Annotated in this window: 13 protein-coding genes; 12 read left to right on the top strand and 1 reads right to left on the bottom strand. The window is 46.9% G+C overall.

What is annotated here, in order from left to right:
* Positions 1–14: 14 nt before the first annotated feature.
* The 8 genes from infB to rpsO all read left to right on the top strand — a co-directional run bounded on the left by infB (position 15) and on the right by rpsO (position 8,269).
* Positions 15–2,177, top strand: coding sequence for a translation initiation factor IF-2 (gene infB, locus EPH95_RS02990; protein WP_142087205.1), 2,163 nt, complete (start codon positions 15–17; stop codon positions 2,175–2,177).
* Positions 2,174–2,449 (top strand): DUF503 domain-containing protein, encoded by a 276-nt coding sequence (locus EPH95_RS02985; RefSeq protein ID WP_142087203.1) that lies wholly within the window; start codon positions 2,174–2,176, stop codon positions 2,447–2,449. The genes infB and EPH95_RS02985 overlap by 4 nt, the downstream gene beginning before the upstream one ends.
* A gap of 21 nt (positions 2,450–2,470) precedes the next feature.
* On the top strand, positions 2,471–2,821 hold the full coding sequence (gene rbfA, locus EPH95_RS02980) for a 30S ribosome-binding factor RbfA (protein WP_319592813.1): 351 nt from the start codon (positions 2,471–2,473) through the stop codon (positions 2,819–2,821).
* A gap of 12 nt (positions 2,822–2,833) precedes the next feature.
* Positions 2,834–3,757 (top strand): tRNA pseudouridine(55) synthase TruB, encoded by a 924-nt coding sequence (truB, locus tag EPH95_RS02975; RefSeq protein WP_142087201.1) that lies wholly within the window; start codon positions 2,834–2,836, stop codon positions 3,755–3,757.
* Between the two features lie 34 nt (positions 3,758–3,791).
* Complete coding sequence (gene ribF, locus EPH95_RS02970) at positions 3,792–4,760, top strand: riboflavin biosynthesis protein RibF (RefSeq protein ID WP_142087200.1); 969 nt, start codon at positions 3,792–3,794, stop codon at positions 4,758–4,760.
* Positions 4,761–4,936: 176 nt separating this feature from the next.
* Entirely contained in the window at positions 4,937–6,241 is a 1,305-nt protein-coding gene (locus EPH95_RS02965) for a transposase family protein (RefSeq protein WP_142087198.1), read from the top strand.
* A 347-nt stretch (positions 6,242–6,588) separates the two neighbouring features.
* Positions 6,589–7,743, top strand: a complete 1,155-nt coding sequence (locus EPH95_RS19170) for an ISL3 family transposase (RefSeq protein WP_227003908.1) — start codon at positions 6,589–6,591, stop codon at positions 7,741–7,743.
* A 256-nt stretch (positions 7,744–7,999) separates the two neighbouring features.
* Positions 8,000–8,269 carry a 30S ribosomal protein S15 gene (rpsO, locus tag EPH95_RS02955; protein WP_142087197.1) on the top strand — a complete coding sequence of 90 codons (270 nt, stop codon included), beginning with the start codon at positions 8,000–8,002 and terminating at the stop codon, positions 8,267–8,269.
* A gap of 374 nt (positions 8,270–8,643) precedes the next feature.
* On the opposite strand, the gene EPH95_RS02950 is transcribed toward rpsO, so the two are convergent.
* Entirely contained in the window at positions 8,644–10,083 is a 1,440-nt protein-coding gene (locus EPH95_RS02950; RefSeq protein WP_142087195.1) for an IS110 family RNA-guided transposase, read from the bottom strand.
* Positions 10,084–10,597: 514 nt separating this feature from the next.
* Between EPH95_RS02950 and EPH95_RS02945 the strand changes: the two genes are divergently transcribed.
* From EPH95_RS02945 to EPH95_RS02930, 4 genes are all read left to right on the top strand, one after another.
* On the top strand, positions 10,598–12,679 hold the full coding sequence (locus tag EPH95_RS02945) for a polyribonucleotide nucleotidyltransferase (protein ID WP_142087194.1): 2,082 nt from the start codon (positions 10,598–10,600) through the stop codon (positions 12,677–12,679).
* Between the two features lie 130 nt (positions 12,680–12,809).
* Positions 12,810–13,835: a polysaccharide deacetylase family protein gene (locus tag EPH95_RS02940; RefSeq protein ID WP_227004029.1), complete on the top strand. Its 1,026-nt coding sequence runs from the start codon at positions 12,810–12,812 to the stop codon at positions 13,833–13,835.
* On the top strand, positions 13,820–15,079 hold the full coding sequence (locus tag EPH95_RS02935) for a M16 family metallopeptidase (RefSeq protein WP_405127448.1): 1,260 nt from the start codon (positions 13,820–13,822) through the stop codon (positions 15,077–15,079). Before EPH95_RS02940 ends, EPH95_RS02935 begins: the two co-directional genes overlap by 16 nt.
* Positions 15,080–15,132: 53 nt before the next feature.
* Positions 15,133–15,369 carry a YlmC/YmxH family sporulation protein gene (locus EPH95_RS02930; protein ID WP_142087191.1) on the top strand — a complete coding sequence of 79 codons (237 nt, stop codon included), beginning with the start codon at positions 15,133–15,135 and terminating at the stop codon, positions 15,367–15,369.
* Positions 15,370–15,447 lie beyond the last annotated feature (78 nt).

Below are 15,447 nucleotides of genomic sequence, written 5' to 3'. Positions count from 1 at the left end.
TGGAGGTTGTTTAAATGACGAAAATGCGAGTATATGAATACGCCAAGTCCATTAATAAATCAAGCAAAGAAGTCGTTGCGGATTTAAAGGCGAAAAATATAAACGTGAGCAACCATATGTCTGTGATTAATGACGAACAAATCAAACAGCTAGAGCAAAAGCAAACAACAGAGAAAAAGGATGGGAGTATGGGGAAAAACGAAAACCAAAAACAAACCAAGGCAAAACAAACGACTGAATCAACACGGTCACAAAATAGCCAAAATAACAGCAAAAAACCGTCCCAGCACAATAAACCAGACAGAAGAAACAATGGCCAAAAGCGTCAACGCCCAGGATTACAGCGCGGAGGAAACCACGGGCCGGGCAGGAAAGGCAAAAACAATAAAAATCAAAAACGGCGCGCAAAAGAAACGCCGAAAACACCTGAAAAAATTACATTTGCCGGGAGCTTAACCGTTGAGGAATTAGCGGGGAAATTAAACAAGACCACGTCTGAACTCATCAAAAAGCTTATGGGCTTGGGGGTTATGGCAACGAAAAACGAAGACCTTGACAAAACCTCCATCGAGTTGATTGCCGATGATTATGGCGTGACCGTCGAAGAAGAAGAAGTCGTTGATCCGTTGGATATTGAACGTTATGAGGAAGAGGACGACCCTGCGAAACTTGAAGAAAGAGCGCCGGTCGTTACGATCATGGGACATGTGGACCACGGGAAAACCACCTTGCTTGACGGTATTCGCAAAACGAAGGTCACCGATACGGAAGCCGGCGGCATTACCCAACACATTGGTGCTTACCAAGTCGAAGAAGGGGGAAAAAAGGTCACCTTTCTTGATACTCCCGGCCACGCGGCTTTCACGACGATGCGTGCACGCGGCGCGCAAGCGACTGATATCACCATTCTCGTCGTTGCTGCCGATGACGGGGTCATGCCACAAACGGTGGAAGCACTGAATCACGCAAAAGCGGCGGAAGTTCCTATTATCGTTGCCGTAAACAAAACCGATAAGGAAAACGCCAATCCTGATCGCGTCATGCAGGAATTAACACAATATGAACTGGTCCCTGAAGCATGGGGCGGCGATACGATCTTCGTTAACGTTTCGGCTGTGAAGGGCGAAGGCATCGATGAGCTCCTCGAGATGATCTTGCTCGTTGCCGAAGTGGAAGAGTTAAAAGCCAATCCAGCGAAACGTGCGCTAGGAACTGTAGTTGAAGCCGAGCTTGATAAAGGGCGCGGACCGGTCGCGACATTGCTCGTACAGGGTGGCACAATGAACGTAGGGGACCCGATCGTAGTCGGGCATACGTACGGCCGTATTCGGGCGATGATGAACGATGTCGGTCGTCGTGTGAAAACAGCAGGACCTTCAACACCGGTTGAGATTACCGGATTAAATGGCGTTCCCCAGGCTGGCGATCAGTTTCTCGTATTTGCCGATGAGAAGAAGGCAAAACAAATCGGCGAAGGGCGCGCTGTGAGGGCGAAAGAAGCACAACGTCGGCAAACGTCCCGTGTCAGTCTTGATGATTTGTATAACCAAATCCAAGAAGGTGAAATTAAAGAAATCAACATTATCATTAAAGCGGATGTGCAAGGTTCCGTGGAAGCCGTCCGTGGATCTCTTGAAAAAATTGATGTTGCCGGCGCTAAGGTAAATATTATTCACACAGGCGTCGGAGCAGTGACGGAATCGGATGTTATTCTGGCTTCCGCGTCTAACGCGGTTATTATCGGGTTTAATGTTCGCCCCGGAGCGAATGCAACACGAACAGCGGAAGTGGAAAACGTTGATGTGCGCCTCTACCGGGTCATCTATGATGCCATCGAAGAAATTGAGGCTGCAATGAAAGGGCTGCTCGACCCGGAATATGAAGAAAAAGTCATCGGGCATGTAGAAGTTCGTCAACTGTTTAAAGTGTCGCGAATCGGAACGATTGCCGGAAGCTATGTTACCGAAGGCAAGGTTACCCGGGATGCCAGTGTCCGCGTGCTTCGGGACGGTGTCGTTATTCATGACGGAAAAATTTCTGCACTCAAGCGGTTTAAGGATGATGTTCGGGAAGTCAGCAACAATTATGAATGCGGCATTACACTGGAGAATTTTAACGACGTGAAAGAAGGAGACACCATGGAAGCTTATGTAATGGAAGAAGTTCCGCGAACATGATCGGTGTCGTCCATTGTGAATGCTTCTTGCCGGATTGCTATTCCTTAAAGGAAAAACGCTCGATATTGCAGAGTCTTATCACCCGGGCGCGCCGTTTAAATATCTCCATTTCGGAAATGGATCACCAAGATGTATGGCAGCGTACATCCCTCTCCATTGCCTGTATTAATAACAGCCGCAAGGTTATTGAAAAAGAACTGGCGCATGCGCTTAAGATGATCGATGGCAGCGAAGGATTGGAATGCCACTCGGTGCAGTATGAGTGGCTGTAGTGAGAGGAAGGAGTGTTGACGTTGAGCCAAATGCGCGCACAACGTGTCGGTGAACAAATGAAGAAGGAACTGAGCGATATTCTCATGCGAGAAGTGAAAGATCCCCGCGTGGAGTTTGTAACGGTCACGGGAGTGGACGTCACCGGGGATCTTCAACAAGCGACGGTTTATTTTACCGTATTGGGGGAATCCGAAGAGGAAGAAGAGGAGACATTGAAGGCGCTCCGCCAGGCAAAAGGTTTCATCCGCTCGGAAATCGGCAAGCGAATTCAACTCCGCAAAACCCCGGATATTGAATTTGATTTTGATGAGTCGATTGCTTATGGCAATCGCATTGAAAAATTGATTAACGATCTGAAAAAGGAAAAGTAGAGGGATGAGACAATGAACGTTAGTGGCATTCTGCCGTTGGAAAAACCGGCCGGAATGACTTCACACGACTGTGTGCTTCGGGCCCGGCGTTGGTTGAACACGCGTGAAATCGGGCACACGGGAACGCTCGACCCGGATGTTACGGGCGTGCTCCCCCTTTGTGTCGGGCGGGCTACTAAACTCGTTCCCATTTTAATGGAAGGTCCGAAGGCGTATGAAGGCAAGATTGCGCTCGGGAGCGCGACAACGACGGAAGACACGGGGGGAGAAGTGCTCGACCGCAAAGCAGTGCAAGACGCGATTCCGGATGAAGAGTTGGAATGGGCATTCGCGTCATTGGTCGGGGAATTACGGCAGGTGCCCCCGATGTATTCAGCGGTAAAAGTTAATGGCAAAAGGCTCTACGAGTATGCCCGCGCAGGAGAAACCGTTGAACGTCCGGTCCGTACGGTTACGGTGCATGCATTCAACCGTACCGGGGATACAGCCTGGTCAGCGGATCGGGATCATCTTTTGATCCCTTTTTCGGTTGCCTGCTCGAAAGGAACCTATGTACGAACGCTTGCCGTAGAAATCGGAAGGCACTTGGGATATCCCGCCCATTTATCAATGTTAAGACGAACAATGAGTGCAGGCATCGGGCAAAACGCATGCATGAGCATTTCGGAAATGGACGGGCGTTCCGAAGAAGGACGCGTGGAGGACCTCCTGTTGCCCGTAGAGTATGTGCTCCGGGATTACCTTCACTACGAGGTCAGCGACCGGGAGTTAGAAAAAATTAAAAACGGTGCCGTTTTGCCAGCAAGTACTTATCCACGGTCGGAACGGCTCGTGTTTACGAAAGAAAGTCAAGCCCTTGCGATTTACAAACCGCATCCTCGCAAGCAAGGCATGATTAAACCGGATGTAATGCTGAGGGTGGATGAGGGACATTGAGATGCGCACCGCTAGTAGGTAGGAGGCCGAAGATATGGAAGTGGAATATTTACAGGCGGAATTAACAGCCACTGAGCGTGAATCACGCCCTCCCGTAGTGCTGGCACTGGGATATTTTGACGGGGTGCATGAAGGCCATCAAAAAGTGATACAAACAGCAATGGCGAAAGCGGAAAAAAAAGGTGTCGAAGCGGCCGCCTTAACGTTTCACCCACATCCGCGCACGGTGCTGTCCAAGGATTATGAAGGGAAAGATTATCCCGAACTGACCCCTTTGCCGATCAAAGAAGCCCGCCTGCAGGAATTGGGGGTGGACCGGCTTTTTGTTGTCACTTTTGACAAAACACTTTCTTCCCTTTCGCCGCAACAATTTGTGGATGGCTATATCCTTCCGCTTCATGTCGTTCATGCCGTTGCCGGTTTTGACTTTTCTTATGGCCAATTCGGAAAAGGCAACATGGAAACATTGTCTAGCCACGCCCGTGGAAAATTTGAAACGACAGCTGTAACAAAGTGGGAGAGAGAAGGAGAAAAAGTCAGTTCCACCCGTATTCGCGAATCCATTGAATCCGGAGACTTGGAGCAAGCCAATGCATTGCTTAAACGTCCCCATACGGTGCACGGAAAAGTCGTGAAAGGGGATAAGCGCGGACGGGATATTGGGTTTCCGACCGCGAATATAGCGCTTGATTATCCGTATGTATTGCCGCCAATCGGGGTTTTCTGCGCGTATGTGCAAATCGATGGAACGGATCAGCCGGCGGTTTGCAGTTTCGGATATCGCCCGACCTTTCATGAACAGCAGAGAGAGCCGTTGATCGAAGCCCATCTTCTCTCCTTTCATGACGATATTTACGGAAAACGCGTAGAGATGAAATGGCTGACGATGCTCCGCCCGGAGATAAAATTCGATTCCGCGGACGCCTTGATCAGCCAAATGGAATCAGACAAGCATACAGCCTATCGTTATTTTGAAAACCATATGGAAGAAAGTTTAAGATAACGCGCATCGATGGGCGATCTGCCCAGTCAATGAAAATGATAAAAAAATGGGACAGCACTGAAGAGTAAATATTTTTCGTACTAAATTCTATCAAATATACCTCTAGAATATTCCAAAAATGGTATAATGAAGTATACCAAATACTTCTATAAGGCGTATTCTAGGGGGAATGTGAAATGGTGACCAGGAAAGAAAAAAGGGAGCTCGATAAGGACGCGAACTATTTTTTCGAGTTCGTAAAAATCAAGGAACATTTCTGTAAGGATCTCGATCGAAAATTGAAACGTGTGAAAGATCCCAGACATCAAAGCTATGTGACGTATGGCCCCGATCTCTTTCTTCTAATGATCATTATAAAGAATGCATCGAATTGTAAAAGCATGAGGGAGATGAGCCATCAATTAAATCGAGACGAATGCATCGAAAACCTCAAAAAGGTCTTGCGACTGGAAAGCCTGGACGAAATCCCGCACTACGACACGATCAATGACTTTTTAATGAATGTATCGCCTGAGGAACTGGAACATATCCGAACCTACATCATCCAAGAATTATTGAAGAAGAGAAGCTTGGAGAGATACCGAATCAAAGGCGGTTATTGGGGTGTCATCATTGATGGGACAGGTCTTTTCAGTTTTAACGAAGAGCATTGTGACCACTGTTTGAGACGGGTTTACACCGATGAAGAAACTGGAGAGAAACGAACGGTGTACATGCATCATGTGCTCGAAGCCAAATTGATGGTCGGCGATATGGTATTGAGCATCGGCTCCGAGTTCATTGAAAATGAATCGAAGGATGTGCCCAAACAAGATTGCGAACTCAAGGCTTTTTATCGATTAGCAGAAAAACTTAAAGAGACATTCAAACGGTTGCCGATCTGTATTCTGGGCGATAGCCTTTATGCCTGCGAAGGCGTTTTTCAACTATGTGAACAGTATCGTTGGAAGTATATTCTCCGGTTTAAAGAAGGCCGCATCCAAAGTTTAGGAGACGAATTTCAAGCCCAAAAAAAGCTAGAGAAATCCACGATGAAAAATGTCTTTTGGGCAAATGATCTAGCCTACCAAGCCAGAACGGTGAATATGTTAGAGGGAATGGTCGAGGAACAGGAAAAACAAAAACAGTTTTTATTTTTGACCAACATCCAGGTGAACGAGCGAAATGCGAAGGCGCTGATCAGTGCGGGTCGCAGCCGCTGGCACATTGAAAACCAAGGATTCAATCATCAAAAAAATCATCGCTATCATATTGAGCATGCAAATAGCCATGATTATCAAGCGATGAAGAACCATTACCTGCTTACGCAAATCACGGATATCCTCATGCAACTGTATGAAAAAGGGTTGGACGTGCTTAAAAGGACCAGAAAAAGCAAAAAAGAAATATCCTCAAACTTGTTAGAAGCCATTCGCACACGGTTGCTAACAGATGAGGATATCTCGCACCTTAAAAAACCTATACAGGTAAGGCTTACCTGATGGGTTTAGTATAGCAAGGATGTGATGCCAATAAAAGACCGAACGAAAATTTTTTAAAAAATACCATCCGAAAATTCGGCTTGTCTTTTTTGTCGAAATGACCGGAAAATAAAATGGAAAAATTTGGGTCTTCACTAAAATCTATGGCTGAAAACTAAGGACAAATATGGTAATAAACCCAAATAAATGAAAAGCACCCGTCACCCTTGCTATGATGAATGTGCGACCAAAAACCATAGTGGGGTGATCAGGTGCACAATCATTGTATCAAGCAATTGCTCGGACTTCCAGCCATCGATATTAAACAAAGTTATCTCGATAACGAGAAGAACATAATCTTTGAGATAATGCCTATCGATCGTATCCAACCTTGTCCGATTTGTCACTCGGAACAGGTGAAACGAAACGGGACACCATATAAACGCTGTGTTCGTCATTTATCCATGGGTGTTTCACACACCTACTTGTTGCTCCAGGCGATTGCTTTGGAGTGTCAAAACTGCGGGGCTAACTTTGTATGGCAATATGATTTTGTAGCTCCGAAAAAGCGTTATACGATCGCCTTTCAAAACCAATGCCTTCAAAAAGGCCACGGGACAACCGTAAAAAGCTTGGCAAGATTTGAAGAAGCCCCTTACACAACGGTCGAACGTTTCTTTAAGGTCGGTATCCAAATCGAAAGTGAAGCAACGCAACAGACATGCTTTCAAGATGCGATGGATCGACAGGGCTTGGTTTTAGGGATCGATGATTTTGCGATCCGTAAGGGCCATACCTATAACACCGGGATCCATGACTTAAAAGGCGGAAGTATGCTCGATATCATCTCTGGGCGAAAAAAAGAAGATTTACACACGTATGCCGAAGCGCATCCGTTTCTCCATGTTTTGAATCCCGTCGCCGTCGTCATGGATATGAGTTTCACTTATCACCAAGTGATCGGTTCCTGGTTCCCCCGGGCTATTCGGATTGTTGATCGATTCCATGTGAATCGCTATGTGACCGAAGCCCTTCAAGACGTTCGCCGCGATGTGCAGAAAGGATTGCCCCCGCACGCTCGGAAAAAACTGAAAAGGAATCATCGGCTTCTGGCAAAGCGCGGAGATGAGTTATCAGACAAAGAACTAGCAACTGTGCAAACCATTATTCATTACCATCCAACACTCGCCCAAGCGTACGAGTGGAAGGAAGCCTTTATCGAATGGTATGACCTTAGTACAAATGCCAAGCAAGCGGCCATAACACTCCAAAAATGGTACAAACAAGGGCATGCCATCCAGCACCAAGCGAGCGAAGAATGTCTGAAAACCTTGAAGAACTGGGAGAAAGAGATTGTTAATTATCATCGTTTACGCTACACGAATGCCGTTGTTGAAGGGCGGCATAACAAAATCAAAGCGCTTCAACGGCGTCATTATTTCACGAGAAATCCTAATGTTTACCACCAACGCATTCTTGTTGAATGTAATGAAGACTACATGAATCAATATATGGAAATATGAGCTTAGTCAACCATAGATTTTGGTGTTGAGCCAAAAATTTTACTTAAAAATAAAATGCCTTTCTCTGATGACAGGCATATGATTAAATTTACTCCTCACAGCTGAAAATGGGATGAACGCCTTGCATTCTCGTAAAAAAAAAGGTATTGTATTCGTTGTGGTCTGTTATCATGACCGCCATGCCATTTCCTTGGCCTACACGCGCCACCGGCGGTAAGCGAGGGAAGTGGAGAAATAAAAAAAGGAGGTGGAAAGGATGGCTATAACGCAAGCACGTAAACAAGAGATTGTTGATACGTATAAAGTGCACGATTCGGATACCGGATCTCCGGAAGTTCAGATCGCTATCCTTACAGAACAAATCGTCGAATTGAACGGGCATTTGCGCACCCATAAAAAAGATCACCATTCGCGCCGCGGATTGCTCAAAATGGTTGGGAAGCGCCGTAACTTGCTCACGTATCTACGAAAGAAAGACATTACAAGGTATCGGGATATTATCCGCAAGCTGGGACTGCGTCGATAACAAAGGCTGTCAGGGGGGGATTCTTCCCCACGGTGCTTGCTGCTATCGGCAACCCCCGCCGCTTGCTACGGGGTAAAGCAAAAAGCGGGGCGTTGATCCCGCTTTTTTTCTAGCTGAATGAACAGAAAGCATATTCGCCTGTGCGGGGCGAAAATGAATAAAAAGACTGCGGTAAAAGTCAAGTAATTTTTTAAAAGAATTTACCGAGTCAATTGAAGGAGTGATGCCATGTCAGCGAATTTTGGGTATACCTAACAAGCCTTCATTTTGTTATTGGAAAACAAAGGTAGTAAAGGCTATAAAAGGAACGATTGTCAGTTCACATGCGCTTGACTTCAATGCTGAAACTGTTTAGATTGAAGGCAAGTGAAGAGTTACGTGTTGACTGCGTATTGTTCCGGTGGGCTTTTGGACCCATTGAGTTCTTTTTGTCGCGATGACGACCTTGCAGCAGCCGTGCTCTTCACTTTTTTGTGTTCAGAGCTTTCAGAGCTATTGGGTTGCTGCGTAACAGGTGTTTCACCGACGACGGACTCATCAGGAGCCTCCGTTGACTCTTTCACCTCCTGCTTTTGCTCGGTGCGCTCCTCAGGGGCCATGTAAAGTTGATTATTTGAGAGCATGGCATATACGAGACGCACGAGCTTACGGGCTGTGAGCGACAGCGCTCGTTTGTGTGAATGGCGAGGGGCTTCACTGAACTTCCGCTGGTAATAGGCGCGATATTCCTCGTTATGGTTGACGAGGGATTGAGCGGCTATTAAAAAACCGTGTCTCAGGTAGCTGTTGCCTGATTTGGTCATAAATGTTTCTTCAGCACGGAAGTTGCCGGACGCTTGTTTCCTCCATGTCAGGCCGGCATATTTGGCTAGCTGAGCTTGACCGGGGAATCGGTGCACATCTCCGATCTCGGCGATCAATAAAGCAGCCGTGACAGATCCAATGCCGGGAATCGAAAGCAAAGGATGCTGGATTCCCTTCATGATCTTCTCAATCCGTTTTTTCAGGCGCTTGATGTGCTTTTCAAGCAACTCGAGTTGTTGCAGCGTTTGCTTGACCAATAGGTGAACGGAATCCACTAACCCATCCGGGATAGTAAAGGAATCCTGGGCTAACTGATGAAGCTGCCTGGCCTTCTCTTCCGGATCACGAAAGGAATTGCGGCTAAAGTCTACCAGCAGTTCACGAAGCTCATCGGTTGTAAGATCAGCCATGGCATCTGCTGATTTGTATTTTTTCATCAGCTTGGTTGCCGTCACGCTGAAGCGATCAGAGAACGGCTGGGTTCTGACCCATTCACTGAAGGTGAGATACAGGAAGGATCCTGCATAATTCTTCAGGTTGGTCTGTTGCTCGGTCAGGTGAATATAAAACCGTGTGAGTCGTTGGAGGGCCAGATATTGTTCACTATGAACGTGTTGGGGAGCGATCCCCCGTCCAAACCGAACCCGATCCGCAATAATGAATGCATCCACGGGATCGGTTTTATCCACATCGGGATAAGCGCCGCGGAAGGCCTCCACGATCTTTGGGTTCATGGAAATGAGCCGGGTTTCCCACTGTTTGATTCGCTCATTTTCTTGAAGCGTGTGAAATAGAGGGAACCAATACAGACCGGTCGCTTCCATGCCAATAGAGAGGGCGGGGGAGCCTTGTTGCTCCAACAGTTCATCGAGATGGTCAACCAATTGGTCAGCACCTGTCTGATTGTTGGGGTAGCGTTTGGGTTTTCCCACCGCTTTCCCATCTTGATCCATGGCATAAAATTGGAAGGTCTTGAGTCCAATATCAATGCCACAAAAAAGCTGGTTCAAGTGAATCACCACCTAAAAGAAATTTATGATTGCAAGATATAGGAGTTCCCAGAGCCTCAACCGGATCAACAACCTCGCTGATACTAGAACTCAAAGGAACAAACTGCGCGTTAGAAGTACCGGAAGAGGAGGGGGCGCACTCTTAAGGAGAAGTCACATGCAAAATGTGCAACAAGGAGGCGTCGCACTTCCCCTATATCCAACCGATATTATCAAGAAACTCCTTAGATCCTGCAATCCTTTTGAATCGCTCTACCCTTTTATCCCTTGAAGGATGATAGCTGCATCGTCCATTCCGTCAAGGGTAAAGGCTACGCCCGCGCTATCGCGCGCCCTTGACTGCATTCCCGCTGCAGCTGTTCAGTAGTTAAGGGATAAAAGGGAGAAAAAAGAGTAGGAAATTGAGTAACGAACAATTTCTGATTCAGTTTTCAAAGAGCAATAAAGCTTGATATCCCAAGGGTTATGCCCTTGTTAATCAACTGTATTTATTTTAGTACGAGGAGGTATACGCATGGAAAGTGAACAACAAGAATTTTCCCTTGATGTCGGTGGTCGCACGATGACCTTCGAGATTGGCAAACTTGCCAAACAAGCAAATGGCGCGGTACTCGTAAAATACGGCGATAGTGTCGTGCTTACCACTGCGACCGGCTCAAAAGAACCAAAAGACTTGCCATTCTTTCCATTAACGGTGAATTATGAAGAGCGTTTGTATGCAGCCGGAAAAATTCCCGGTGGATTTATTAAGCGGGAAGGACGGCCGTCAGAAGCGGCTACGTTGACGAGCAGGCTTATTGACCGACCGATTCGTCCGTTGTTTCCAGATGGTTTCCGAAATGATGTCCAGGTGATCAGCACAGTGATGAGTGTCGACCAGGACGCATCTCCGGAACTGGCAGCAATGATTGGATCCTCATTGGCGCTTTCGATTTCGGATATCCCGTTTGCAGGTCCCATCGCCGGTGTAGAAATAGGCCTAATCGATGGCGAATTCGTCGTCAATCCGACGAGCGCTAACGCGGAAAACAGCGAAATGGAGCTTACGGTAGCGGGAACGAAAGAAGCTATTAACATGGTCGAAGCGGGTGCAAACGAAGTATCCGAAGAAAAAATGTTGGAAGCCATTCTGTTTGCCCATGAGGAAATTAAACGAATGGTCGAATTTCAAGAAGAAATCGTCGCTAAAATAGGCAAAGAGAAAATGGAAGTGACGTTGAAACAACCGGATGTTGATTTGGAAACAGACGTCCGTCATCAAGCCGAAGGAAAATTGAAAGAAGCTGTACTCGTCAAGGAAAAACATGAGCGTGATGCAGCCATTCAAGAAGTGGAAGCATCCATCATCGCCAACTTTGACGAAGAATATCACGAAGATGTAAAGGAAATTTTGCAAAGCCTTCTCAAAAAAGAATTTCGCCGTTTGATTACGAAAGAAAATATTCGTCCTGATGGACGAGGACCGGGAGACATCCGTGATCTATCTTCCGAAGTTCAGCTTTTGCCGCGCACCCATGGATCGGGATTATTTACGCGTGGACAAACACAAGCCCTCAGCGTTTGTACGTTGGGCGCCCTTGGAGACGTGCAAATCATCGACGGGCTCGGCGAGGAAGAATCAAAGCGGTTTATGCACCATTACAACTTTCCGCCTTTTAGCGTGGGCGAGACAGGCCCGATGAGAGCCCCCGGACGTCGGGAAATCGGCCATGGTGCGCTTGGCGAGCGGGCATTGGAAAGAGTGATTCCCGATGAGGATGCGTTTCCTTACACGATCAGACTCGTTTCCGAAGTTTTGGAATCCAACGGATCGTCATCACAAGCAAGCATTTGCGGGAGTACGCTCGCGATGATGGACGCCGGCGTTCCAATCAAAGCACCGGTTGCTGGAATTGCTATGGGGCTTGTGAAAGAAGAAGAGGACGTAACCGTGTTGACCGATATTCAAGGAATGGAAGACGCTCTCGGGGATATGGACTTTAAAGTGGCCGGGACATCCGAAGGGGTGACCGCCTTGCAAATGGACATTAAGATCGAAGGGATTACCCGTGAAGTGTTGGAAGAAGCCCTCGAGCAGGCGCGTACCGCGCGTATGCAAGTGTTAAAAAGCATGCTTGATGTCATCAGCACATCACGGCCGGAATTGTCCGCTTACGCGCCGAAAATTCTCACGATGCATATCAAACCGGACAAAATCCGCGACGTGATTGGGCCTAGCGGAAAAATGATTAACCAAATCATCGAAGATACAGGCGTAAAAATTGATATTGAACAAGACGGCACCGTCTACATTTCCTCGACGGATGCAAGCGCGAATGAAAAAGCGAAAAAGACGATCGAAGATATTGTCCGCGATGTTGAAGTCGGACAAATCTATGAAGGCAAAGTGAAACGAATTGAGAAATTCGGAGCTTTTGTGGAATTGTTCAAAGGAAGAGACGGACTCGTCCACATTTCCCAATTGGCAAAAGAGCGTGTGAACAAAGTAGAAGATGTTGTAAAGATCGGGGATACGATGAACGTGAAAGTTACGGAAATCGATAATCAAGGCCGTGTAAATCTATCCCGGAAAGTGTTGTTAAGCGAAGACGAATAATCATTAATAAGAAAGAGAAACTTGGTCGAACAACCAAGTTTTTTTACTGTCTTTTTTTCGGATAACAAGACCGCTCGCACCTAACATAACGCTTTAACTCTCGCATAAAATGGGACGAGGGGTGAGCGAAATGATGTTTAAAACGAGGTTTTTGCAACTATTCATAGGTCTTCTCGTTGTCATTGTAGGTTTTACCGCTTGGCAATTTCCGCATACATCGGAGGATACGGTTGATACATGGACAGAAGAAGCAGAAGAATTGCAAACGGAAGAAAGCGGGGAAGATATCCGTCAGCAGATTCAAGAAGCGGAAGAGGAATTCAATGAACCGCCCATTGATGCTCTCATAGATGATGTTTGGAAAGGCATTCCCGGTTATAACGGTCGAGTCATCGATGTTGCCGAATCATACGAAAACATGAAAGAACATGACCGTTACGCCGACGAACTTCTTGTTTTCCGTGACATGGCCCCTGAGGTGTCCCACGAAGACTTGCCGCCGACGCCGTTTTATAAAGCAAATCCGAACAAGCCGATGGTCGGCTTTGTCATAAATGTTGCCTGGGGAAACGAACACCTTCCAGCGATTTTAAACGAGTTAAATGAACAGGATGTAGAGGCAACTTTTTTTCTGGATGGGTCATGGGTACGCGACTATCCGCGCCTCGCCCGCATGATTAAGGAAGAAGGCCATGAAATCGGCAATCATGCTTATTCCCATCCGGATATGGCTTCTTTATCCGCGGAAGAAATAAGAAACGAATTGGAAGAAACGAATGAAGTAATTGAGGCAACGTTAAATGAACAGCCGGAATGGTTTACGCCGCCATCGGGAAGTTTCAGGGATGAAGTGGTGGAAATCGCCCATGAACTAGGCATGTATACCGTGCTATGGACCGTTGACACGATTGATTGGCAAAACCCTAATCCGGATGCTATGGTGGAACGAGTAACGAATCATATCCACCCGGGAGCAACCGTCCTAATGCACCCCACAGAACCGACGGCTGAAGGCATTGGCGCGATGATCGAACAGATTCGGGAGCAGGATTTGGAGATCGGTCCGATCTCAACGGTCATGAGCGAAAATCGCGTAACCGGACCGCAGAAATCATCAGAGGAAGAGGAGGACGATGAGTTATTGTTCAACGAATGAATTTGCCAAACGGGCTTCGCCTCGTTTATGAACCGATGGAACATGTTCGTTCGCTTTCCATCGGCATCTGGATTTACACGGGGTCGAGGGATGAAAAAGTTGAAGAAAACGGCATTACCCACTTTCTTGAACACATGCTGTTTAAGGGGACGAAAAAACGATCGGCCACCGAGATTGCAGAAAGCTTTGACCGTATTGGCGGTTATGTTAACGCCTTCACGGCGAAAGAATATACTTGTTTTTACGCGAAAGTCATGGATAAACATGGAAAAGAAGCGGTGGAAATTTTAAGTGATATGTTTTTTCATTCCATATTTGACGAAGAAGAAATGGCAAAAGAACGAAATGTCGTGCTTGAAGAAATCCGCATGGTGGAAGACACAGCCGATGATGTCGTGCATGATGATCTCGATGCCGCCGCGTACGGAAACCATCCATTGGGGCGACCGATTCTTGGCACGGAAAAAACGGTCGCTACCTTTGGCCGTGAACAATTACATGATTTTCTCCATACCCATTACCGGCCGGACAACGTCGTTATATCAATGGCGGGAAAAATCGATGATGGGTTGTTATCTTTTGTAGAATCTAAATTTTCCGGGCTCTCGGCAAAAGAAGCTCCTCCCAATCATGAAACACCTCCCGTTTTGTTTAACAACAAGGAAGCGCGGGCCAAAAGAATTGAACAGGCCCATCTGTGCCTTGGCTTTAATGGTGTGCCGATTCATGGGGATGACATATATGCGATGGTCTTATTCGATCAATTGCTTGGAGGGAGCATGAGCAGTCGTTTGTTCCAAGAAATCCGGGAACAACGGGGACTTGCGTATGCAGTGTTTTCTGATCATTTGGCTTATCGCGACGGAGGAATGTTAACGGTTTACGCCGGAACTGCTCCTGCGCATGTTGATGAAGTGTTAGGGGCAGTCTTGTCGATAATGGAGCGCTTTGCAAATGAAGAGGTCGATCGCAAAGATCTGGAGAATGTAAAGTCCCAAGTGCAAGGAAGCATGGTCTTAGGACTGGAAAGCACGAGCAGTCGCATGAGCAGAAATGGCAAAAACGAGTTGAGCCTTGGGGAACACCCATCGCTTGATGCGGTAACAGAGCGGATAGACGCCGTGACAACGAAAGAAATCCAAGAAGTTGCCAAGAAACTTTATGAGAATGATTGCGCCCTCTCGATCATAAGCCCGGACGGAAAATTACCGAAGGGTCGTTCTAAATTGTCGTCCATGGCATAGATTTAGAAGAACGAGGCAGGAGTGTCCGCCGGCTTCAGCACAAGGGGGATCGTATGCGATTAAGTGAAATGAGCGCAAAGGAAATCGTTGATTTCGAACAAGGCGAGCGTTTAGGCGTTCCCGGACGTTTAGATGCCCGCGTCAATGCTTCCACCGGGGAAATTGAAGCTTTCTTGTTTCCGACAACGAGATGGAGTCCTTTCCGAAAAAATGAAGAAACGCTCGAGATTCGCTGGCATCATATCCATACGATTGGCGAAGATATGATCATCGTCAATCGTTCCATTTGAATGGGGAAGACAACGATGAGAAAAGGCCCTTTCGAGGGTCTTTTTTCTTTTTATATTTCAAAAAATTCCATCTAATCA

This window comes from Salicibibacter halophilus, assembly GCF_006740705.1.
GTDB lineage: Bacteria > Bacillota > Bacilli > Bacillales > Marinococcaceae > Salicibibacter > Salicibibacter halophilus.
This window is presented reverse-complemented; position numbering and strand designations above follow the sequence as displayed.

Coding starts and splice junctions, on each gene's coding strand:
- infB (WP_142087205.1), top strand. CDS start 15: ATGACGAAAATGCGAGTATATGAATACGCCAAGTCCATTAATAAATCA.
- EPH95_RS02945 (WP_142087194.1), top strand. CDS start 10,598: ATGGAAAGTGAACAACAAGAATTTTCCCTTGATGTCGGTGGTCGCACG.
- EPH95_RS02930 (WP_142087191.1), top strand. CDS start 15,133: ATGCGATTAAGTGAAATGAGCGCAAAGGAAATCGTTGATTTCGAACAA.
- rpsO (WP_142087197.1), top strand. CDS start 8,000: ATGGCTATAACGCAAGCACGTAAACAAGAGATTGTTGATACGTATAAA.
- EPH95_RS02940 (WP_227004029.1), top strand. CDS start 12,810: ATGATGTTTAAAACGAGGTTTTTGCAACTATTCATAGGTCTTCTCGTT.
- EPH95_RS02965 (WP_142087198.1), top strand. CDS start 4,937: ATGGTGACCAGGAAAGAAAAAAGGGAGCTCGATAAGGACGCGAACTAT.
- truB (WP_142087201.1), top strand. CDS start 2,834: ATGAACGTTAGTGGCATTCTGCCGTTGGAAAAACCGGCCGGAATGACT.
- EPH95_RS19170 (WP_227003908.1), top strand. CDS start 6,589: ATGCCTATCGATCGTATCCAACCTTGTCCGATTTGTCACTCGGAACAG.
- EPH95_RS02985 (WP_142087203.1), top strand. CDS start 2,174: ATGATCGGTGTCGTCCATTGTGAATGCTTCTTGCCGGATTGCTATTCC.
- ribF (WP_142087200.1), top strand. CDS start 3,792: ATGGAAGTGGAATATTTACAGGCGGAATTAACAGCCACTGAGCGTGAA.